A 17,385-nucleotide genomic window follows, 5' to 3' on the forward strand; every position below is an offset into this window, starting at 1 on the left:
CCGTCGCGCAACAGCACCGGCTAGCGTGGCCCCGTGCCGTACCCCTCCCAGATCCTGTCGCGGGCCGTCGACGCCGACGCGACCCGACCGGCCCTCACCTTCTACGACGACACCCCGGGAGGCCCGGGCGAGCGCATCGAGATCTCCCGCCGGGTGCTGCGCACCTGGGTGGCGAAGGCGGCGAACGCGCTGCAGGAGGGCCTGGACGTCCAGCCCGGGTCGGTCGTGCTCGTGGACCTGCCCGCCCCCCACTGGCGCCTGGCCTACTGGGCCCTCGCGGTGTGGTCGGTGGGCGCCACGCTGACGCTGGACGGGCACGAGGGGGCGGACGTGCTCGTCACCGCCGACCCGGACAGCGACGTGGCCGGCGACTGCGACGAGGTCGTGGCGGTCGCCCTGCCCGCCCTCGCGCGTGACTTCGGCGCCGAGCTGCGCTCCGGCGTCATGGACGAGGCCGCCGAGCTGGCGAGCTACGCCGACGACTTCACGGCGTGGGACGAGGCGGAGGAGGAGGACACCGCGCTGGTCAGCGGTGGTGAGCGGGTGACGTATGCCGACCTGCTCGCGGACCTGCCGCCGTTGCCGGACGGGGCGCGCGCCCTCGTCGCGACGACCGACCGGGGGCTCTTCGTCCGCCAGGTGCTCCAGCTCCTGGACGGCGACGGGTCCGCCGTGCTCGTGCTCGGCGCCCCCGCGGAGGGCGGCGACCCCCGCTGGCAGGCGGAGGGCGTGGAGCGCACGGCCGACGTCGGCACCGGCGTCGGGACCGAGCACCGCGACCGGTAGCCTCGGCGCCATGGACAAGGTCGTCGCCTCCGCATCGGACGCGCTCGAGGGGCTCACCGACGGGATGACCGTCGCGGTGGGCGGCTTCGGGCTCTCCGGCATCCCCACCGTGCTCATCCACCAGGCCCTGGAGCAGGGCACCGCCGAGCTGGAGATCGTCTCCAACAACTGCGGCGTCGACGGCGCCGGGCTGGGCCTGCTCCTCGCCGAGGGACGGATCCGCCGGGTCATCGCCTCCTACGTCGGGGAGAACAAGGAGTTCGCGCGCCAGTACCTCTCCGGCGAGCTCGAGGTCGAGCTCACGCCGCAGGGCACGCTGGCGGAGAAGCTGCGCGCCGGGGGCGCGGGCATACCGGCCTTCTTCACGCCCACCGGGGTGGGGTCGCAGATCTCCGAGGGCGGTATGCCCTGGCGCTACGACAGCGAGGGCGCGGTGGTCAAGGAGTCCCCCGCCAAGGAGACCCGCGAGTTCACCGTCCGCGACCACGCCCGCGACCACGTGCTCGAGCACGCGATCTTCGCCGACTTCGCCTTCGTCCGGGCGGCCAAGGGCGACCGGCACGGCAACCTCGTCTTCAACAAGTCGGCGCGCAACTTCAACCCGCTGTGCGCCATGTCGGCCCAGGTCGCGGTCGCCGAGGTCGAGGAGCTCGTCGAGCCCGGCGAGATCGACCCGGACGACGTCCACCTGCCGGGCATCTACGTCCAGCGGGTGCTCCCCCTCACCCCGGAGCAGGCGGCGGACAAGGACATCGAGAAGCACACCACCCGCCCCCGCCCCGACGCCGACGACGCCGAGAAGGACTGAGACCCATGGCCCTGACCCGCGAGGAGATGGCGGCGCGCGCCGCCGCCGAGCTGCGCGACGGCGACTACGTCAACCTGGGCATCGGGATGCCCACGCTCGTGCCCAACTACGTCCCCGACGACGTGGAGCTGGTGCTGCAGTCCGAGAACGGCATCCTCGGGGTCGGCCCCTACCCCTACGAGGGCGAGGAGGAGGCCGACCTCATCAACGCCGGCAAGGAGACCGTCACGGTCCGGCCCGGCGCGAGCTTCTTCGACTCGGCCACGAGCTTCGGCATGATCCGCGGCGGCAAGGTCGACGCGGCGATCCTCGGGGCCATGCAGGTCTCCGCCGCCGGCGACATCGCCAACTGGATGATCCCCGGCAAGATGGTCAAGGGCATGGGCGGGGCGATGGACCTCGTCATGGGGGCCAAGAAGGTCGTCGTCCTCATGGACCACGTGGCCAAGGACGGCTCGGCCAAGATCGTGGACGAGTGTGACCTGCCCATCACCGGGCTGCACGTCGTCCAGCGGATCATCACCGACCTCGCCGTCATCGACGTCACCGACGACGGCCTCGTGCTCCGCGAGCTCGCGCCCGGGGTGTCCGTCGACGAGGTCGTCGCCAAGACCCAGCCCCCGCTGCGGGTCGCCGTGGACGAGCCGACCCCGGAGGCGAGCCCGCCCGACGAGGGCTGAGCGGCCCCCTCGCTCAGGCCCGCGGGCCGCGCAGGAAACCGGCACCCCAGGTGAGGTGCATGGTCGCCAGGACGGCGGGCATACGAGCCACGACCCCGGCACCCCGCCCGCGGGCGATCCACGCACCGCCGAGGGTGACGGCGGCGGCATACCCCAGGGGCAGCACCCACAGCGGCCGCCAGGCGAGGCCCCCGACCGCGCCGGCGGCCACCGCGCAGAGCGCGACCGGCGGCGCGAGGTAGCGGGCGTTGACCGAGTCCGGGTGCTGGCGCACCACCTGCCGGCGCCACTGGCCGCTGGTGTAGAACTGGCGCGCCAGGGCGCGGAACGTGGACCGGGGGCGGTAGGTGACGGTGAGCTCCGGCGTGAACCAGATGGTGCCGCCGGCGGCCCGGATGCGGTGGTTGAGCTCCCAGTCCTGGGCCCGGGTGTAGGCCGGGTCGTAGCCGCCGACCCGCTCCAGCCACGCGCGGCGGAAGACGCCGAGGAAGACGGTGTCGGCCGGCCCCTCGGCCCCCCCGGTGTGGAAGCGCTCGCTGCCCATGCCCAGCGGCGAGCGCATGGCCAGGGCGACGGTCTCCTGCACCGGACCGCTCCCCTCGGCCAGCATGATGCCGCCGACGTTGGCCGCGCCGGTCTGCTCCAGCAGCTCGACGGCGCGACGGACATACCCCTCGCTCAGCTCCCCGTGGCCGTCCATGCGCACGACGACGTCGTGCCGCGAGGCCCCCACCGCGGCGTTCAACCCGTCCGGGGTGCGGCCCGAGGGGTTGTCGACGACGACGACGCGCGGGTCGTCGGCCGCCAGCCGCTCGGCCACCTCGCGGGTCCGGTCCCGGCTCGGACCGACCGCCACGACGACCTCCATCTCGCCCGGGTAGTCCTGCGAGAGCACCGAGCGCACGGCGTGGGCCAGGTGCGGTTCCTCGTCGAGGACGGTCATGATGATCGACACGGGAGGGTGGTGCGCGTGGGCGGGAGAGTCGGCGGAGCTCACGCCGCGAGGCTACCCCGGCACCCGACGCGCGAGGCGCGGCGCTCCCAGGACGTGGCAAGGTCCACCACGTAGTGTTGCCTCCCGTGCCCCACCACCCCGAGGACGACTGGACCCGTCCGATGCCGCGGACCCCGCGCAACGGACCACGTCGCGACCCCGACCCCACGGAGCGCATCCCCCGGGCCAGCACGCCGCCGCCGCGGGACCCGCGGTACGACGACCGCTACGACGACCGGCAGGGGTACCCGGAGGAGGGCTACGAGCAGGGGCGCTACGACGAGGGGTACGGCGAGGAGCGCTACGAGCAGGAGCGGTATGCCGCGCCCCGCCGCCCCGCGGGGCGCCCGCCGCGCAGCCGCCGCCCGCGCTACGGCGTCCGCCGGTTCCTGGCCCTGCTCGTGCTCGCGGTCGTCGCCTACCTCGTCGTCATGGTGGTCGTCGTCGCGATGGTGTGGGGCAGCGTCAACCGCATCGACGCCACGCCCGACGTGTCCGACCGCCCGGCCGCAGCGGCCGGCGAGAACTACCTGCTCGTCGGCACCGACAGCCGGGAGCAGCTCACGGAGGAGCAGCGGGGCGAGTTCGGCACCGGCTTCACCGAGGGGCACCGGGCCGACACCGTCATGCTGCTGCACGTCCCGACCTTCGGCACGCCCACGCTCGTGAGCCTGCCGCGCGACAGCTACGTCGAGATCCGCGACCTCGGCTGGAACAAGCTCAACGCCGCCCACTCCAACGGCGGGCCGGAGATGCTGGTCGACACCGTCGAGCGCAGCACGGGCCTGCCGGTCGACGGCTACATGGAGATCGGCTTCGGCGGCTTCGTCAGCGTCGTGGACGGCGTCGGCGGCGTGGACATGTGCCTGGACGAGCCGGTCGCGGACGAGAAGGCGCACGTGGACCTGCCGGCCGGCTGCCAGGAGCTCACCGGCGAGCAGGCCCTGGGCTACGTCCGCATGCGCTACAGCGACCCCCGCGGCGACATCGGCCGGGTCGAGCGGCAGCGCGAGTTCCTCTCCGCGCTCGTGGACAAGATGGCCCGGCCGAGCACCGTGCTCGTGCCCTGGCGGCTGCACGAGGTGGGCACCGCCACGGGCTCGGCCATCAGCCTGGGCGACGACACCTCGATGATCGAGGCCGGCCGCATGGCGTGGGCGATGCGCCAGGTGGCCTCGGGCGAGGGCAACTCGGTCACCGTCCCGGTCGCCGAGCCCAACTACCAGACCGAGGTGGGCAGCGCGGTCCTGTGGGACGAGGAGCGGGCGGCGCAGCTCTTCACCGCCCTGCGCCAGGGCCAGGACATCACCGTCGAGCCGTGAGGCCGCTCGGGCTACCCTTGCGCTGACCGGAGGTGACATGACGGATCCGCACGACGCAGACCACGACGCCGAGACGACGGCACCGGCCCCCGCCGACCAGGACCCGACGCTGGTCGCGGGCCGCTACCGCATCGTCCGCACGCTCGGCAAGGGTGGCGGCGGCCAGGTCTGGCTCGCCACCGACGAGAACCTCGGCCGGCAGGTCGCGCTCAAGCAGGTGGCCGGGGAGACCGACACCGACCTGCTGCTCAGCCGTGGCTTCCGCGAGGCCCGCACCAGCGCGACGCTCGCGCACCAGCACGTCGTGCGGGTCTACGACGCCTTCGAGCACGACGACTCCCCGTGGATCGTCATGGAGTACGTCGAGGGTCCCTCGCTCGCCGAGCTCATCGCGGACGGGCGCCGCCTGCCCCCGGACCAGGTCGCGGCGATCGGCGCGCAGATGGCCACCGCGCTGGCGGCGGCGCACAAGGCCGGCATCCTGCACCGGGACGTCAAGCCGGCCAACGTGCTGCTGACCGGCGGCGCCGGGCACGACGCCAAGCTCACCGACTTCGGCATCGCCCGTGCCGACGAGGACCCGCAACTCACCCGCACCGGCTTCGTCTCCGGCACCGCCGCCTACTTCTCCCCCGAGCTGGCGCGGGGCGAGGAGCCCAGCACGGCCTCCGACGTGTGGGCCCTGGGCGCCACCCTGTATGCCGCGGTCGAGGGGCGCCGCCCGTTCGCCGAGCGCGCCAACGCCGTGGCGCAGCTGCACACCATCGCCCGTGACGCCCCCCGTCCGCCCGAGCAGGCCGGGGACCTCACCCCGGTGCTCGCCGGGATGCTCGACCCGGACCCCGCCGCCCGGTGGAGCGCCGAGCGCGCGGCCCGCGAGCTCGCGCGGGTGGCGCGCGGCGGCACGACCGAGGCGCGACCGGGCATACCGCCCGCTGCCGCCGCCGCGGCGGGTGCGGCGGGTGCGACCGGCGTCGCGGACCGCACCGAGCGGGTCCCGCAGGTCGACCAGACGCGGACCTTCGCGCGCACGTCCCCACCTGCGGCGGCGTCGCGGGCGAAGGCCCCGGTCGCCACTCCCCAGCGCGAGCAGACGTATGCCCGGCCCGCCCCACGTCCGGCCCAGCGCAGCAGCCCCCGTCGCGGGGTCTGGTTGAGCTGGCTGCTCATCGTGCCGCTCGCGCTGCTCCTCGGCTGGCTCGTGTGGACCATCGCCACCGGCTCCGAGGGCATGGGCGGCACCGCGAACCAGGACCCGGGGGCGTCGGAGTCCGCGGAGGCCGGGACCGAGGCCGTCAGCGCCGACGAGGCGCGCGACCTGGCGCAGCGGTTCTACGACACGCTCGGCGGTGACGGCCTCCAGGCGGCACGCCAGCTGACCCTGCCGGACGCCTACGTCGCCCCCGACATCGAGGAGGGGCTGCAGTCCCTCTCGGTGGGGGACCTGTCGGCGCAGGAGCAGGGGGACGGCAGCGCGACCGTCACCGGCCTGGTGACCTACACCTACGACGTGGCCGTCATCGAGCAGGAGGAGACGCTGACCGTCGTCCGCGGTGACGACGGGCCGGTCATCGCGGTGCGCAACGCCGTCGAGGTGCAGAACACACCCGTGCAGCAGGAGGAGGACGAGGACGACGCGGAGGCCCCGGACGGGGACGCCGAGGAGGGGACCGTCAGCCCTTGAGCAGCTGGCGGGCCATGACCACGCGCTGCACCTGGTTGGTGCCCTCGTAGATCTGGGTGATCTTGGCGTCGCGCATCATCCGCTCCACCGGGAAGTCCTTGGTGTAGCCGTAGCCGCCGAGCAGCTGCACCGCGTCGGTGGTGACCTCCATCGCGACGTCGGAGGCGTAGCACTTGGCCGCCGCCCCGAAGAACGGCAGGTCCGCGTCGCCGCGCTCGGACTTGGAGGCGGCGACGTAGACGAGCTGCCGGGCCGCCTCCAGCTTCATCCCCATGTCGGCGAGCATGAACTGGATGCCCTGGAAGTCGGCGACGGCCTGGCCGAACTGCTTGCGCTCCTTGACGTAGCCGAGCGCGAAGTCCAGCGCCCCCTGGGCGATGCCGACGGCCTGGGCGCCGATGGTGACCCGGGTGTGGTCCAGCGTGCGCAGCGCGATCTTCAGACCCTCCCCGAGGCCCCCGACCATCCGGTCGCCGGGGATCCGGCAGTCCTCGAAGTGCAGCTCGCGGGTGGGGCTGCCCTTGATGCCGAGCTTCTTCTCCGGCGCTCCGAAGGTGAAGCCCTCGTCGTCCTTCTCCACGACGAAGGCGGTGACGTTGCGGCCGCGCGGCCCGTCGGGGTCGGTGACGGCCATGACGGTGTAGAACTCACTGACGCCGGCGTTGGTGATCCACGACTTCTGCCCGTTGAGGACGAAGGACCCGTCCGGCTGCTCGATCGCCTTGCACGTCATGCCCGCGGTGTCCGAGCCGGCGCCCGCCTCGGACAGGCCGTAGGAGAACATCGCCTCGCCCCGGGCGACCGGCGGCAGGTAGCGAGCCTTGACCTCCTCGGAGGCCGCCAGGATCAGCGGCATCGTGCCGAGCTTGTTGACCGCGGGGATGAGCGAGCTGCTGGCGCAGGCCCGGGCCACCTCCTCGATGACGATGCACGTCGCCAGGGCGTCAGCGCCCGCGCCGTCGTAGTCCTCCGGGACGTGCGGGGCGTGGAAGTCGGTGGCGACGAGGGCCTTGAGCGCCTCGTCGGGGAAGCGTCCCTCCTCGTCGACCGCAGCGGCGTGCGGGGCGATCTGCTCGTCCGCGATCTCGCGGACCGCCTCCCGCAGCGCCTCGTGGTCCTCGCTGATCCGGAAGAGGTCGAACTCGCTCATGGCGGCAGCCTAACGCGGACGTCAACCGCGGGCCGCTCAGCGTGCCGCCCGGCGCTTCAGCGTGCCGCCCGGCGCTCCCGCAGCTTCTCCCCCTTGGCGTAGGCCTGGTCCCGCAGGTCCGCGGCGAAGGCGGTCAGCCGCTCGCGCAGCGCGGCGGCCCGCTCCCCCTCGCCCGCACCCAGCATCCGCACCGCGAGCAGGCCGGCGTTGCGCGCCCCCGCCACCGAGACCGTGGCGACCGGGATCCCGGCCGGCATCTGCACGATCGAGAGCAGCGAGTCCATCCCGTCCAGGTGCTTGAGCGGCACCGGGACGCCGACGACCGGCAGCGGCGTGACCGAGGCGAGCATCCCCGGCAGGTGGGCGGCTCCCCCGGCGCCCGCGACGATCACGCGCAGGCCCCGGTCGGCGGCCGTCCGGCCGTAGTCGATCATCTCGGTCGGCATCCGGTGCGCGGAGACGACGTCCGCCTCGTAGGGCACGCCGAACTCCTCCAGCACCTGGGCGGCCGCCTCCATCACCGGCCAGTCGCTGTCGCTGCCCATGACCAGGCCGACGAGCGGGGCCTGTCCGTCCGTGCTCACTCCGTCACCACTCCCTGCAGGTAGTCCGCCGCGTGCCGGGTCCGCTCCCGCAGCTCCTCGAGCGAGCCCAGGTCGCCCTCGCGCCCGCCGGTGACGGTCACGTGCCCGAGCTTGCGCCCGGGCCGCACCCCCTTGCCGTAGAGGTGGATCTTGAGCCCGGGGTCGCGGGCCATGAGGTGCTTGTAGGTGGCGTAGAGCTCGGGGTAGTCCCCGCCCAGCACGTTGGCGGACGCGGTCCACGGCGCACGCGTCGAGGGGTCGCCGAGCGGCAGGTCCAGCACCGCACGCAGGTGCTGCTCGAACTGGCTGGTGACCGCGCCGTCGATGCTCCAGTGGCCGCTGTTGTGCGGGCGCATCGCCAGCTCGTTGACGAGGTATGCCGGTGCCCCCGTCCCCGGGTCGCGCACCTCGAAGGCCTCGACCGCCATCACCCCGGTCACCCCCAGCTCGCCGGCGATCCGCAGGGCGCCCTCGGTGAGCGCGGCGGCGAGGTCGGGGTCGAGCGACGGGGCGGGTGCGAGCACCTCGGTGTTGATCCCGCCCTCCTGCACGGTCTCCACGACGGGCCAGGCGGCGGCCTGCCCCGAGGGGCTGCGGCCGACCATGATCGACAGCTCGCGGGAGAAGTCCACGGCCTCTTCCAGCAGGATCCCGTCGGCCAGGCCGCCCTCGCCCACCCCGGCGAGCCAGGGCTCGAGATCGGCGAGCGAACGGCATACCAGGACCCCCTTGCCGTCGTAGCCCCCGCGCGGGGCCTTGGCCACGAGCGGCCATCCGACCTGCGCCGCGAAGGCCTCGACGTCGGCGGCATCGCGCGCCTGCGCCCACCGCGGGCAGGGCAGGCCCAGCTCGGTGAGCCGGCGCCGCATCGCCAGCTTGTCCTGCGCGAAGACGAGGGCCTGCGGGCTCGGGTGCAGGGCCACGCCCTCCTCCTGCAGCGCGAGCAGCACCTCCTGCGGCACGTGCTCGTGGTCGAAGGTCACGACGTCGCAGTCCCGGGCCAGGGCGCGCACCGCCGCGAGGTCGGTGTGCTCGCCCACGGGGCTGTGCGGGACGACGAGCGCGGCGCTCGCGGTCGGGGACTCCGCGAGGACCGACAGCGTCAGGGCCAGGTTGACCGCCGGCGGCTGGCACATCCGGGCGAGCTGGCCGCCGCCGACGATGCCGACCACGGGGAAGCCGCCCTCGGCAAGGGCAGGGCTGGGAGACGTCACCTGGCCACCCTACCCAGCGGGCGCGCCTACACTGCGGCCCCGTGACCCCCGCCTCCCCCGGCCTGCTGGCCCGCGTCCGTGCGACCTACCAGGTCCTGGTCGCCGAGCTCGCGAAGTTCGGGACGGTCGGCGCCCTCGCCTTCGTCCTGGACACGGCGCTCTACAACGTCCTGGTGTTCGGGGTGCCCGGGGTCGGGGACGGCCCCATGGCCGGATCGCCGCTCTGGGGAAAGGTGGTCGCGACGAGCGTCGCGACGGTCTTCTCCTGGGTCGGCAACCGGCTGTGGACCTTCCGGCACCGGCGCAGCGAGCCGGTGACCCACGAGTTCGCGCTCTTCGTCCTCTTCAACGCGCTCGGGCTGCTCATCGCGCTCGGCTGCCTGGGCTTCTCCCGCTACGTCCTCGGGCTGGACAGCCAGCTCGCCGACAACATCTCCGGCAACGGGGTCGGGCTGGTGCTCGGCACGCTGTTCCGATTCTGGGCCTACCGCACCTTCGTCTTCCGCGGCGAGCTGAGCCTGGAGGGCGAGGGTCAGGGCGTGGTGGCCAGGGGCAGGTAGCAGGCGAAGACGGGCGGGAAGGTGGTGACGAGCTCGACCCGTCCGCCGATCGACTCGGCCGTCTCCCGCGCGACCGCCAGCCCCAGCCCGGTCCCCGCGCCGGTGGTGATCCCGCGGTCGAAGATCGTGCGCGCGAGGTGCCGGGGTATGCCGGGGCCCTGGTCGGACACCGTGAACACGGCCGAGGGCCCGGAGCGGTAGACGTGGACCCGCACGTCCCCCTTGCCGTGGACGAGCGAGTTCTCGACGAGGGTGTTGAGGACCTGGGACACCACCGAGGCGCTGGCCTCGACGATGACGCCGCGCTCGAGGGTCAGCTCGACGGCGCGGCCGCGCTCCTCGAAGGCCGGCGTCCACTCCTCGTCGATCCCGGCGACGACCGCGTCGGCCGCGGTCACCGCTCCGCCGCTGGCGTGCCCGGCCCGGGTGCGCTGGAGCAGGTCGTCCACGACCCCGGTGAGGCGCTCCACCTGACCGATGGCGATCTCGGCCTCGGAGCGCGCCACCGCCGCGTCGTCGGACTGGGCGATCTCCTCCAGCCGCAGCAGCAGCGCCGCCAGCGGCGTGCGCAGCTGGTGCGAGGCGTCGGCGGCGAAGGAGCGCTCGAAGACGAGGGCCTTGGCGAAGGTGGTGTGGTGCCGGTCCACGACCCGCGCCACGGCGTCGATCTCGGCGATCCCGGAGCGAAACGGCTCGGGCTCGACGAGCCGACCCGGCCGCGCCTCCGGGTCGAGCGCGAAGCCGCCCGAGGCCAGCTCGTCGGTCCGCTGCGCGAGCTGGCGCAGCGGGCCTGCCGCCGTCTCGGCGGTCCGGTCGGCGAACCGGCGGGCGACCGGGATCCCGACCGCCAGCACGAGCAGCCCGCAGAGCACGAGGATCGCCGGTAGCACCCAGTCGGGCACGCTGCCCTGCCCTCCCGGCCAGGCGCTCGACCTCAGCTGCGGCAGCAGCCAGGCGACGAAGATCGCGAGCACCACGCCGCCACCCACGACGAGGAGGACGATCCGCCACGCCAGCTCGCGCAGGATCCGGCGCACGGGTCAGTCCGTCGCCTCGGCGTCGTCCCCGTCCGGGTCGTTCTGGAAGCGGAAGCCCACGCCGCGCACGGTGACGATGTGCCGCGGGTCGTGGGCGTCGTCGCCGATCTTGCGGCGCAGCACGGACACGTGCATGTCGAGGGTCTTGGTGGAGCCGAACCACGTGTCCCACACCTCGCGCATGAGCACCTCGCGGGAGACCACGCGACCCTCCTCGCGCATGAGGACGCGGAGCAGGTCGAACTCCTTGGTGGTCAGCCGCACCTCGCGGTCGTGCAGGAAGACGCGGCGGGCCTCGACGTCCATGCGCAGCGCCGAGCCGGTGGGGTTCGGCGCCGACCCCGGTCCCCGGCGCAGCAGCGCGCGGACCCGCGCCAGGAGCTCGCCGAGCCGGAACGGCTTGGTGACGTAGTCGTCGGCGCCGGCGTCCAGCCCCACGACCGTGTCCACCTCCTCGCTGCGGGCGGTGAGCATGAGCACCGGCATCCGCACCCCGGCGTCGCGCAGGGACCGGCACACCTCGACCCCGTCCAGCTGGGGCAGCCCGAGGTCCAGGACGAGCAGGTCGTGAGGGAGGTCACCGGTCGCCTCGGCGAGGGCCTGGCGGCCGTTGGGGGCCAGCGTGACCTCGTAGCCCTCGCGGCGCAGCGCGCGGGCGAGCGGCTCGGAGATCGTCGGGTCGTCTTCGGCCAGCAGCACTCGGGTCACGTCGTCTCCTCATGGCGGGCGGGGTGCCAGTATGCGTGGTGGGTCATCGTCCGGGCCACTGCGGCGTCCTCTTCTCGGCGAAGGCGGCCACGCCCTCCGCGCGGTCCCGGCTGAAGGCGGTGGCCCGCCAGCAGCCGTCCTCGATCTCCAGGCCGGCGGCCAGGTCGGTGCCCATGCCCAGCCGCATGGCCTTCTTGGCGTTGCGCACGGCGACCGGGCTGTTCGCGGCGATGGACGCCGCCAGCTCCAGGGCCCGGTCGCGGGCGCCTCCGGCCTCGACCAGCTCGTCCACGAGCCCCAGCTCGCGGCCCTCCTCGCCGGTGAACCGGCGGGCGGTGAAGATCATCGACGCGGCCCGGGACCAGCCGACCCGGCGGGTGACGAGCTGGGTGCCGCCGCCGCCGGGGATGACGCCCACCCCGACCTCGGGCAGCGCCAGGGTGGCCTCGCGGCCGGCGACGAGCAGGTCGCAGGACAGCGCGATCTCCATGCCGCCGCCCAGGGCATACCCCTCGACCGCGGCGACCGCCGGCATCGGCAGGTCGAGCACGCCGCGGTAGGCGAGCTTGGAGACCAGCCGGTGGTCCATCATCTCGGCGTCGGTGAAGCCGTTGCGCTCCTTGAGGTCGGCGCCGACGCAGAAGGCGCGCGGGTGGGTGCTCGTGACGACGACGGCGCGCACGGAGTCGTCCCGGGCCAGGTCGGCGGTCGCGGCGGTGATCTGCTCGGAGAACGCGGTGGAGATGGCGTTCATCGCCTCGGGCCGGTCGAGGCTCAGCTCGACGACGTGGTCGCCGTGCCGGGTGAGCTGCAGCATCGTCGGTGCATCCATGCGACCGACGTTACTGGTCGCGCAGGTGCTCGACGTCACCGGCGTCGTGGACGCTCTCGACGCCGGCGGTCGGGGAGGTGGCGAGGACCAGCGCCCCGCGCGCGTCCACGCGCACGGCCCGGCCCCGGACCCGGCCACCGCCAGGGCGGTGGAGCACGACGTCGCGGCCCAGGGTCGCGCACCGCGCCTCGTAGGCGCGGTGCACCCGGTCGACGTCGCCCTCGACCAGCGCCGCGTGCAGCTCGCGCAGCCGACCGAGGTAGTCCTCGAGGAAGCCCTCCCGGGCGCCGGGCGGGAGCGGCGACCCGCCGCGCACCAGCCGCCACGAGGTCGCGGTCGGCACCGGCAGCCGGGACCGGTCGTGGTCGACGTTGAGCCCGGTCCCGACGACGAGCGCGCCGCCGTCGGCCACCTGGGTGAGGACACCGCTGATCTTGCCCGGGGCGGGCCCGGCGGGGACAAGGGCGTCGTTGGGCCACTTCAGCCGCGCCTCGACCGGCCAGCGGCTCGAGGCCAGCGCGTCGACGACGGCGACGCCCGCGGCGAGCGGGAGCCAGCCCGCCAGGTCTGCCGGGAGCGGCGGGAGCACCGCGCTGACCGCCAGGGCGGCGCCGGGGGGCGAGGTCCAGGACCGTCCACGGCGACCCAGGCCGGCGCTCTGGTGGTCGGCGACGACCACCCGTCCCGGGCGCGGGTCGGCGAGCGCCGCGAGGTTCGTCGAGGGCAGCGACTCGTGCCGCTCCGGCGCGGCCCAGCGCAGTGAGGTCATGCGGCAAGGCTAAGTTGGGATCATGACGGACACGCCGCGCGCCGACAGCCAGGACGAGGACGGGCCGGACCTGCGCACGACCGCGGGCCGCCTGGCCGACTTCCGCGCCCGTGCCGAGGAGGCCGGGCACGCCGCCTCCGCGAAGGCGCTGGACAAGCAGCGCGGCAAGGGCAAGGGCACCGCGCGGGCGCGCGTCGAGGCCCTGCTCGACGAGGGCAGCTTCACCGAGATGGACGCCTTCACCCGGCACCGCAGCACCGCCTACGGCCAGGAGCAGCACCGCCCCTACGGCGACGGCGTGGTGACCGGCTACGGCACGGTGGAGGGCCGGACGGTCGCCGTCTTCGCGCACGACTACACCGTGCTCGGCGGCTCGGTGGGCGAGGTCTTCGGCGAGAAGATCGTCAAGGTGCTGGACCTCGCGATGAAGATCGGCTGCCCGGTGGTCGGCATCCACGACTCCGGCGGCTCGCGCATCCAGGAGGGCGTCGCCTCGCTCGGGATCACCGCCGAGATCTTCCGCCGCCAGGTGCAGGCCTCCGGGGTGATCCCGCAGATCTCGCTGGTCATGGGCCCCTGCCCGGGCGGGGCGGCATACTCCCCCGCCCTCTCCGACTTCGTCGTCATGGTCGACCAGACCTCGCACCTCTTCCTCACCGGCCCGGACGTCATCCAGACGGTGACCGGCGAGGACGTCACCCTCGAGGAGCTGGCCGGGGCGCAGACCCACGGCACGACCAGCGGCCTGGCCCACTACGTCGCCAGCGACGAGGAGGACGCGCTCGACTACGCCAAGGAGCTCCTGGGGCACCTCCCGCAGAACAACCTGGAGGACCCGCCGGCCTACGACGAGGAGCCGGACACCGAGATCGACGAGGCGGACGAGGCGCTGGACGTCCTCGTCCCGGACGCCGCGGGCGCCTCCTACGACATCGTCGAGGCGGTGCGCGCCGTCGTCGACGAGGGCGACTTCCTGCAGGTGGCCGAGCAGTTCGCCCCCAACGTCGTCGTGGGCCTGGGCCGGGTCGAGGGCCGCTCGGTGGGCGTCGTCGCCAACCAGCCGATGCACCTCGCCGGGACCCTGGACATCGACGCCTCGGAGAAGGCCGCCCGCTTCGTGCGCACCTGCGACGCCTTCAACATCCCCGTCCTCACCCTCGTGGACGCGCCCGGCTTCCTGCCCGGCACGGACCAGGAGCTCGGGGGCATGGTGCGCCGCGGCGCCAAGCTGCTCTACGCCTACGCCGAGGCCACCGTGCCGTTGGTCACGGTCATCACCCGCAAGGCCATCGGCGGCGCCTACGACGTCATGGGGTCCAAGCACCTGGGTGCCGACGTCAACCTCGCCTGGCCCACCGCCCAGATCGCGGTGACCGGGGCGCAGGGGGCGGCCAGCATCCTGCACCGCCGCGAGCTGGCGCAGGTCAAGGCCGACGGCGGCGACGTCGACGCCGAGCGCGCCCGCCTCGTGCGCGACTACGAGGACACCGTCGCGACCCCCTACCTCGCGGCCGAGCGCGGCTACGTCGACGCCGTCATCGCGCCCTCCCGGACGCGGGTCGAGGTCGCCCGCGCGCTGCGCCACCTGCGCACCAAGCGGGTCAACCGCGCCCCGCGCAAGCACGGGAACATCCCGCTGTGAGCGCGCCGGAGGACGTCGAGCAGACCCCGGCACCGGTCATCCGGGTCGTGCGGGGTCACCCCACGCCGGTCCAGGTCGCCGCGCTCACGGCCGTGCTCGCCGGCGCGGCGGGCGGCGGCTCCGGCGAGGGCACCGGGCGCGGTGCGACGGACGGCTCCCCGGGCAGCCTGTGGACGGCCCGGCCCCGGCCCTCGGTCGGCCCGGGTGGCTGGCGGGCCTCCTCGATGCCGCGCTGAGGTCAGCCGCCGGCTGCCCCCTGACGCCGCGCCAGGCGGCGTTCCATCGGCTCGTGGTAGCGCGGCGGCAGGCAGCCGGCCGCCACCACCTCGCGCGCCGCGGCGTCGTCGCCCATGGCCGCGGCGAAGGCGGTGCGCACGCTCACCCCGTGGCCCGGGGGTGCGTCGAGCTCGATCCCGTCGCCGGGCTCGATCCGCCCCGGCTCGACCACGCGCAGGTAGGCCCCGCTCGCCCCGTGCTCGGTGAAGCGGCTCACCCAGCGCTCCTCCCCCATGTGCCGGGCGAAGGTGGCGCACGGCTGCCGCGGGACAGACACCTCGAGCACGCTGGACCCGACTCGGAGCCGCTGGCCCAGCTCCAGCCCGTCGACGTCCAGGTCCGCGGTCGTGAGGTTCTCCCCGAAGATGCCGTCGCGCAGCACCCGGCCCAGCTCGGACTCCCACCGGTCCAACTCCTCGCGCGCCACGGCATACAGCGCCTTGTCCGCCCCGCCGTGGTGCCGCGCGTCGCCGATGTGGTCGCCGTTCGCGCCGGAGCCGTCCCCGTGGTCAGGCCCCGGGGCGACGACGTCGATCCCGCCCACCGGCTGCTTGTCGATGCCGGTCACGCGCGGGGTGCCCGGGTCGGGCTTGGGCTTGGCCAGGTTGGTCGACCGGACGCGGGGGATCATGCCCTCACGGTATGCGCTCGCCCTCGTCCTGCGCCCGCCGCGCCACCGCGAAGACCCGGCGGAAGGGCAGCACCACGCCGGCGCCCGTGCGCGGGTAGGCCTCCCGCAGCGTGGCCCGGAACTCGGCGGCGAAGTCCTCGCGCAGCCCCTCCGGCAGCGCCTGGAGCGTCGGGCGCGCGCCGGTCGCGGACACCCAGGTGAAGACCGGGTCCGTGTCCTCGCCGTCCGGGTCGAGGACGTGCAGGTAGGTCGTCTCCCAGGCGTCCACGACGCAGCCCGCACCGGTGAGCACCCGCAGGTAGTCGCCGGGGTCGTGCGAGGACGGTGAGGCGATGCCCTCCAGGTGCGCGGCATACCGCGGCTGTCCGGCGATCTCCCGCCGCAGCGTATGGCTCGGCTCGCCGAAGTTACCCGGGACCGTCAGCGCGAGCACGCCGCCGGGCCGCACCCGGGCGACGAGCGCGGGGAGCAGGTCGAGGTGTCCGGGCACCCACTGCAGCGTGGCGGTGGTGACGAGCAGGTCGACCGGCTCAGCAACCGAGGTCGACGACCCGCGTGGGGTCCATCTCGGGCACGCGCGCCAGGAGCTCGACGAAGGGGCGGTCGCGCTCCGCGGCATACCGGCCGTAGTGCGACGGGTCCCAGGTCACGGGTCCTCCTGGCCCCGCTCGTCACCCGTGGCGTCCTGCGCCCGCAACGCCCGGTAGACGGCCCGGACCCCCACCGCCCGCTCCAGCTCCTGGGTGACGACGGAGAAGAACTGGTGCCGGTAGGTGTCGTCGGTGACCGCGCTGACGATGAAGTAGAGCCCGGAGAAGGAGGCGAGGAAGAGCGAGACCTTGACCAGCTCGGCCGAGACGCTGCCGAGGTAGGGGACGTGGTGCGTCGTCTCCAGCCCGGTCCAGTTCAGCTGCGTCTGCTGCTGCATGATGATCGACCCGAAGACCAGCAGGAAGACGAAGACGGCGACGATGAGCGCCACGACCTGGACCAGCTGGATCACCAGCAGCGCGATGATGAGGTTCCAGCGCTCGAAGCCCGTCACCCGGGCGTAGGACGCCGCATCGGTCCCCGGGTCGGCGGCGAGGCGCGCCTGGGTGGTTTGCATCGGCGTGCCGCGGCAGGCGCGTTCCAGGAAGGCCTCGTCCACGGCGTCGTCGGCCTTGTCGACCTCCTCCGGCAGCCGGATGAGCTGGAAGACCACACCGACGCCGAGCAGGAGCAGCACGACCAGCCAGTGCGTGGCGAAGGGCAGGCTGGCGCTCATCTCCCACGCCTCGGCGTTGATGAAGAGGAAGGCCACGAAGAGCAGCAGCAGGGGTAGCGCCCGCATCGCCGTGCCGACGAGCAGGGGCACGCTGCGCACCGTGCGCCGCAGCGCGAAGGTGAGGATCGTGCGCGCGTGCAGTGCGGTCGAGGCATACCAGAGGCCCGCGAGGAGCAGCAGCGTCAGCCAGACCGCCGGGGCAGCGCTGACCTGCTGCGACACCCAGCCGAGGGCACCGCCCAGCGCCGCGGTGCCGAGCAGCACGAGGGCGGCGAGGGGTATCAGGTGGCGGGGCCGCAGGGCGGCGCGCGCGGCGGCGCGCTCGGCCGGGACGAAGTAGGCCAGCCCGTTGGCGAGGAACCAGCGCTCGGTCTCACGACGGGGATCGGCGGGCTCGCGACGTCTGGGCACGGGGCCAGGGTATGCCGGGTAGGTTGGGTT

General features: G+C 74.1%; 19 protein-coding genes. 8 read left to right on the plus strand and 11 right to left on the minus strand.

Annotation, left to right across the window (positions count from 1 at the left end; translation table 11 throughout):
- Window positions 1–33 precede the first annotated feature (33 nt).
- Genes SGUI_RS05280 through SGUI_RS05290 form a run of 3 tightly spaced genes read left to right on the plus strand, consistent with a single transcriptional unit; the run spans window position 34 to window position 2,274 of the window.
- Window positions 34–786 carry a TIGR03089 family protein gene (locus SGUI_RS05280; protein WP_066637197.1) on the plus strand — a complete coding sequence of 251 codons (753 nt, stop codon included), beginning with the start codon at window positions 34–36 and terminating at the stop codon, window positions 784–786.
- 10 nt (window positions 787–796) lie between these two features.
- On the plus strand, window positions 797–1,594 hold the full coding sequence (locus tag SGUI_RS05285; RefSeq protein ID WP_066637202.1) for a CoA transferase subunit A: 798 nt from the start codon (window positions 797–799) through the stop codon (window positions 1,592–1,594).
- 5 nt (window positions 1,595–1,599) lie between these two features.
- Complete coding sequence (locus SGUI_RS05290) at window positions 1,600–2,274, plus strand: 3-oxoacid CoA-transferase subunit B (RefSeq protein WP_066637204.1); 675 nt, start codon at window positions 1,600–1,602, stop codon at window positions 2,272–2,274.
- Between the two features lie 13 nt (window positions 2,275–2,287).
- On the opposite strand, the gene SGUI_RS05295 is transcribed toward SGUI_RS05290, so the two are convergent.
- Window positions 2,288–3,271, minus strand: a complete 984-nt coding sequence (locus tag SGUI_RS05295; protein ID WP_335675529.1) for a glycosyltransferase family 2 protein — start codon at window positions 3,269–3,271, stop codon at window positions 2,288–2,290.
- 83 nt (window positions 3,272–3,354) lie between these two features.
- On the opposite strand from SGUI_RS05295, the gene SGUI_RS05300 reads away from it, so the two are divergent.
- Window positions 3,355–4,590, plus strand: a complete 1,236-nt coding sequence (locus SGUI_RS05300) for an LCP family protein (RefSeq protein WP_066637206.1) — start codon at window positions 3,355–3,357, stop codon at window positions 4,588–4,590.
- A 37-nt stretch (window positions 4,591–4,627) separates the two neighbouring features.
- Window positions 4,628–6,274: a serine/threonine-protein kinase gene (locus SGUI_RS05305; RefSeq protein ID WP_066637209.1), complete on the plus strand. Its 1,647-nt coding sequence runs from the start codon at window positions 4,628–4,630 to the stop codon at window positions 6,272–6,274.
- Here SGUI_RS05305 and SGUI_RS05310 read toward each other — a convergent pair.
- The 3 genes from SGUI_RS05310 to SGUI_RS05320 are packed head-to-tail and all read right to left on the minus strand — an operon-like array spanning window position 6,264 to window position 9,222.
- The gene (locus SGUI_RS05310) at window positions 6,264–7,424 is read right to left on the minus strand and encodes an acyl-CoA dehydrogenase family protein (RefSeq protein WP_066637212.1); all 1,161 of its coding nucleotides are present in this window, start codon (window positions 7,422–7,424) and stop codon (window positions 6,264–6,266) included. The genes SGUI_RS05305 and SGUI_RS05310 overlap by 11 nt on opposite strands.
- A gap of 56 nt (window positions 7,425–7,480) precedes the next feature.
- The gene (gene purE / locus SGUI_RS05315) at window positions 7,481–7,969 is read right to left on the minus strand and encodes a 5-(carboxyamino)imidazole ribonucleotide mutase (RefSeq protein ID WP_083190813.1); all 489 of its coding nucleotides are present in this window, start codon (window positions 7,967–7,969) and stop codon (window positions 7,481–7,483) included.
- Between the two features lie 35 nt (window positions 7,970–8,004).
- On the minus strand, window positions 8,005–9,222 hold the full coding sequence (locus tag SGUI_RS05320) for a 5-(carboxyamino)imidazole ribonucleotide synthase (protein ID WP_066637220.1): 1,218 nt from the start codon (window positions 9,220–9,222) through the stop codon (window positions 8,005–8,007).
- A 41-nt stretch (window positions 9,223–9,263) separates the two neighbouring features.
- Between SGUI_RS05320 and SGUI_RS05325 the strand changes: the two genes are divergently transcribed.
- The gene (locus SGUI_RS05325) at window positions 9,264–9,782 is read left to right on the plus strand and encodes a GtrA family protein (protein WP_066637221.1); all 519 of its coding nucleotides are present in this window, start codon (window positions 9,264–9,266) and stop codon (window positions 9,780–9,782) included.
- On the opposite strand, the gene SGUI_RS05330 is transcribed toward SGUI_RS05325, so the two are convergent.
- From SGUI_RS05330 to SGUI_RS05345, 4 genes are read right to left on the minus strand one after another with little or no spacing between them, the layout of a single operon-like run.
- Window positions 9,755–10,819: a sensor histidine kinase gene (locus tag SGUI_RS05330; protein ID WP_066637222.1), complete on the minus strand. Its 1,065-nt coding sequence runs from the start codon at window positions 10,817–10,819 to the stop codon at window positions 9,755–9,757. The genes SGUI_RS05325 and SGUI_RS05330 overlap by 28 nt on opposite strands.
- Window positions 10,820–10,822: 3 nt before the next feature.
- A complete protein-coding gene (locus SGUI_RS05335) occupies window positions 10,823–11,527 on the minus strand; it encodes a response regulator transcription factor (protein ID WP_066637223.1) in 705 nt (234 codons plus the stop codon).
- A gap of 43 nt (window positions 11,528–11,570) precedes the next feature.
- The gene (locus SGUI_RS05340; RefSeq protein WP_066637226.1) at window positions 11,571–12,359 is read right to left on the minus strand and encodes an enoyl-CoA hydratase/isomerase family protein; all 789 of its coding nucleotides are present in this window, start codon (window positions 12,357–12,359) and stop codon (window positions 11,571–11,573) included.
- A 10-nt stretch (window positions 12,360–12,369) separates the two neighbouring features.
- Window positions 12,370–13,128: a biotin--[acetyl-CoA-carboxylase] ligase gene (locus SGUI_RS05345; protein WP_066637228.1), complete on the minus strand. Its 759-nt coding sequence runs from the start codon at window positions 13,126–13,128 to the stop codon at window positions 12,370–12,372.
- Window positions 13,129–13,150: 22 nt separating this feature from the next.
- Here SGUI_RS05345 and SGUI_RS05350 point away from each other — a divergent pair, with 22 nt between their 5' ends.
- Window positions 13,151–14,770: an acyl-CoA carboxylase subunit beta gene (locus SGUI_RS05350; protein WP_066637230.1), complete on the plus strand. Its 1,620-nt coding sequence runs from the start codon at window positions 13,151–13,153 to the stop codon at window positions 14,768–14,770.
- Window positions 14,767–15,006: an acyl-CoA carboxylase epsilon subunit gene (locus SGUI_RS05355; RefSeq protein ID WP_066637233.1), complete on the plus strand. Its 240-nt coding sequence runs from the start codon at window positions 14,767–14,769 to the stop codon at window positions 15,004–15,006. The genes SGUI_RS05350 and SGUI_RS05355 overlap by 4 nt, the downstream gene beginning before the upstream one ends.
- 2 nt (window positions 15,007–15,008) lie before the next feature.
- Here SGUI_RS05355 and SGUI_RS05360 read toward each other — a convergent pair whose 3' ends face one another.
- The 3 genes from SGUI_RS05360 to SGUI_RS05370 all read right to left on the minus strand — a co-directional run bounded on the left by SGUI_RS05360 (window position 15,009) and on the right by SGUI_RS05370 (window position 17,355).
- The gene (locus SGUI_RS05360; RefSeq protein WP_066637234.1) at window positions 15,009–15,677 is read right to left on the minus strand and encodes an MOSC domain-containing protein; all 669 of its coding nucleotides are present in this window, start codon (window positions 15,675–15,677) and stop codon (window positions 15,009–15,011) included.
- Between the two features lie 4 nt (window positions 15,678–15,681).
- The gene (locus tag SGUI_RS05365; protein ID WP_335675530.1) at window positions 15,682–16,167 is read right to left on the minus strand and encodes a class I SAM-dependent methyltransferase; all 486 of its coding nucleotides are present in this window, start codon (window positions 16,165–16,167) and stop codon (window positions 15,682–15,684) included.
- A gap of 156 nt (window positions 16,168–16,323) precedes the next feature.
- Window positions 16,324–17,355: a hypothetical protein gene (locus SGUI_RS05370; RefSeq protein ID WP_066637237.1), complete on the minus strand. Its 1,032-nt coding sequence runs from the start codon at window positions 17,353–17,355 to the stop codon at window positions 16,324–16,326.
- Window positions 17,356–17,385 lie beyond the last annotated feature (30 nt).

The organism is Serinicoccus hydrothermalis (genome assembly GCF_001685415.1).
Taxonomy (GTDB): Bacteria; Actinomycetota; Actinomycetes; order Actinomycetales; family Dermatophilaceae; genus Ornithinicoccus; species Ornithinicoccus hydrothermalis.

What these genes read in the sequence shown, in the direction of transcription:
- SGUI_RS05285 (WP_066637202.1), top strand. Translation starts at nt 797, where the DNA reads ATGGACAAGGTCGTCGCCTCCGCATCGGACGCGCTCGAGGGGCTCACC.
- SGUI_RS05310 (WP_066637212.1), bottom strand. Translation starts at nt 7,424, where the DNA reads ATGAGCGAGTTCGACCTCTTCCGGATCAGCGAGGACCACGAGGCGCTG.
- purE (WP_083190813.1), bottom strand. Translation starts at nt 7,969, where the DNA reads ATGGGCAGCGACAGCGACTGGCCGGTGATGGAGGCGGCCGCCCAGGTG.
- SGUI_RS05340 (WP_066637226.1), bottom strand. Translation starts at nt 12,359, where the DNA reads ATGGATGCACCGACGATGCTGCAGCTCACCCGGCACGGCGACCACGTC.
- SGUI_RS05290 (WP_066637204.1), top strand. Translation starts at nt 1,600, where the DNA reads ATGGCCCTGACCCGCGAGGAGATGGCGGCGCGCGCCGCCGCCGAGCTG.
- SGUI_RS05350 (WP_066637230.1), top strand. Translation starts at nt 13,151, where the DNA reads ATGACGGACACGCCGCGCGCCGACAGCCAGGACGAGGACGGGCCGGAC.
- SGUI_RS05305 (WP_066637209.1), top strand. Translation starts at nt 4,628, where the DNA reads ATGACGGATCCGCACGACGCAGACCACGACGCCGAGACGACGGCACCG.
- SGUI_RS05345 (WP_066637228.1), bottom strand. Translation starts at nt 13,128, where the DNA reads ATGACCTCACTGCGCTGGGCCGCGCCGGAGCGGCACGAGTCGCTGCCC.
- SGUI_RS05360 (WP_066637234.1), bottom strand. Translation starts at nt 15,677, where the DNA reads ATGATCCCCCGCGTCCGGTCGACCAACCTGGCCAAGCCCAAGCCCGAC.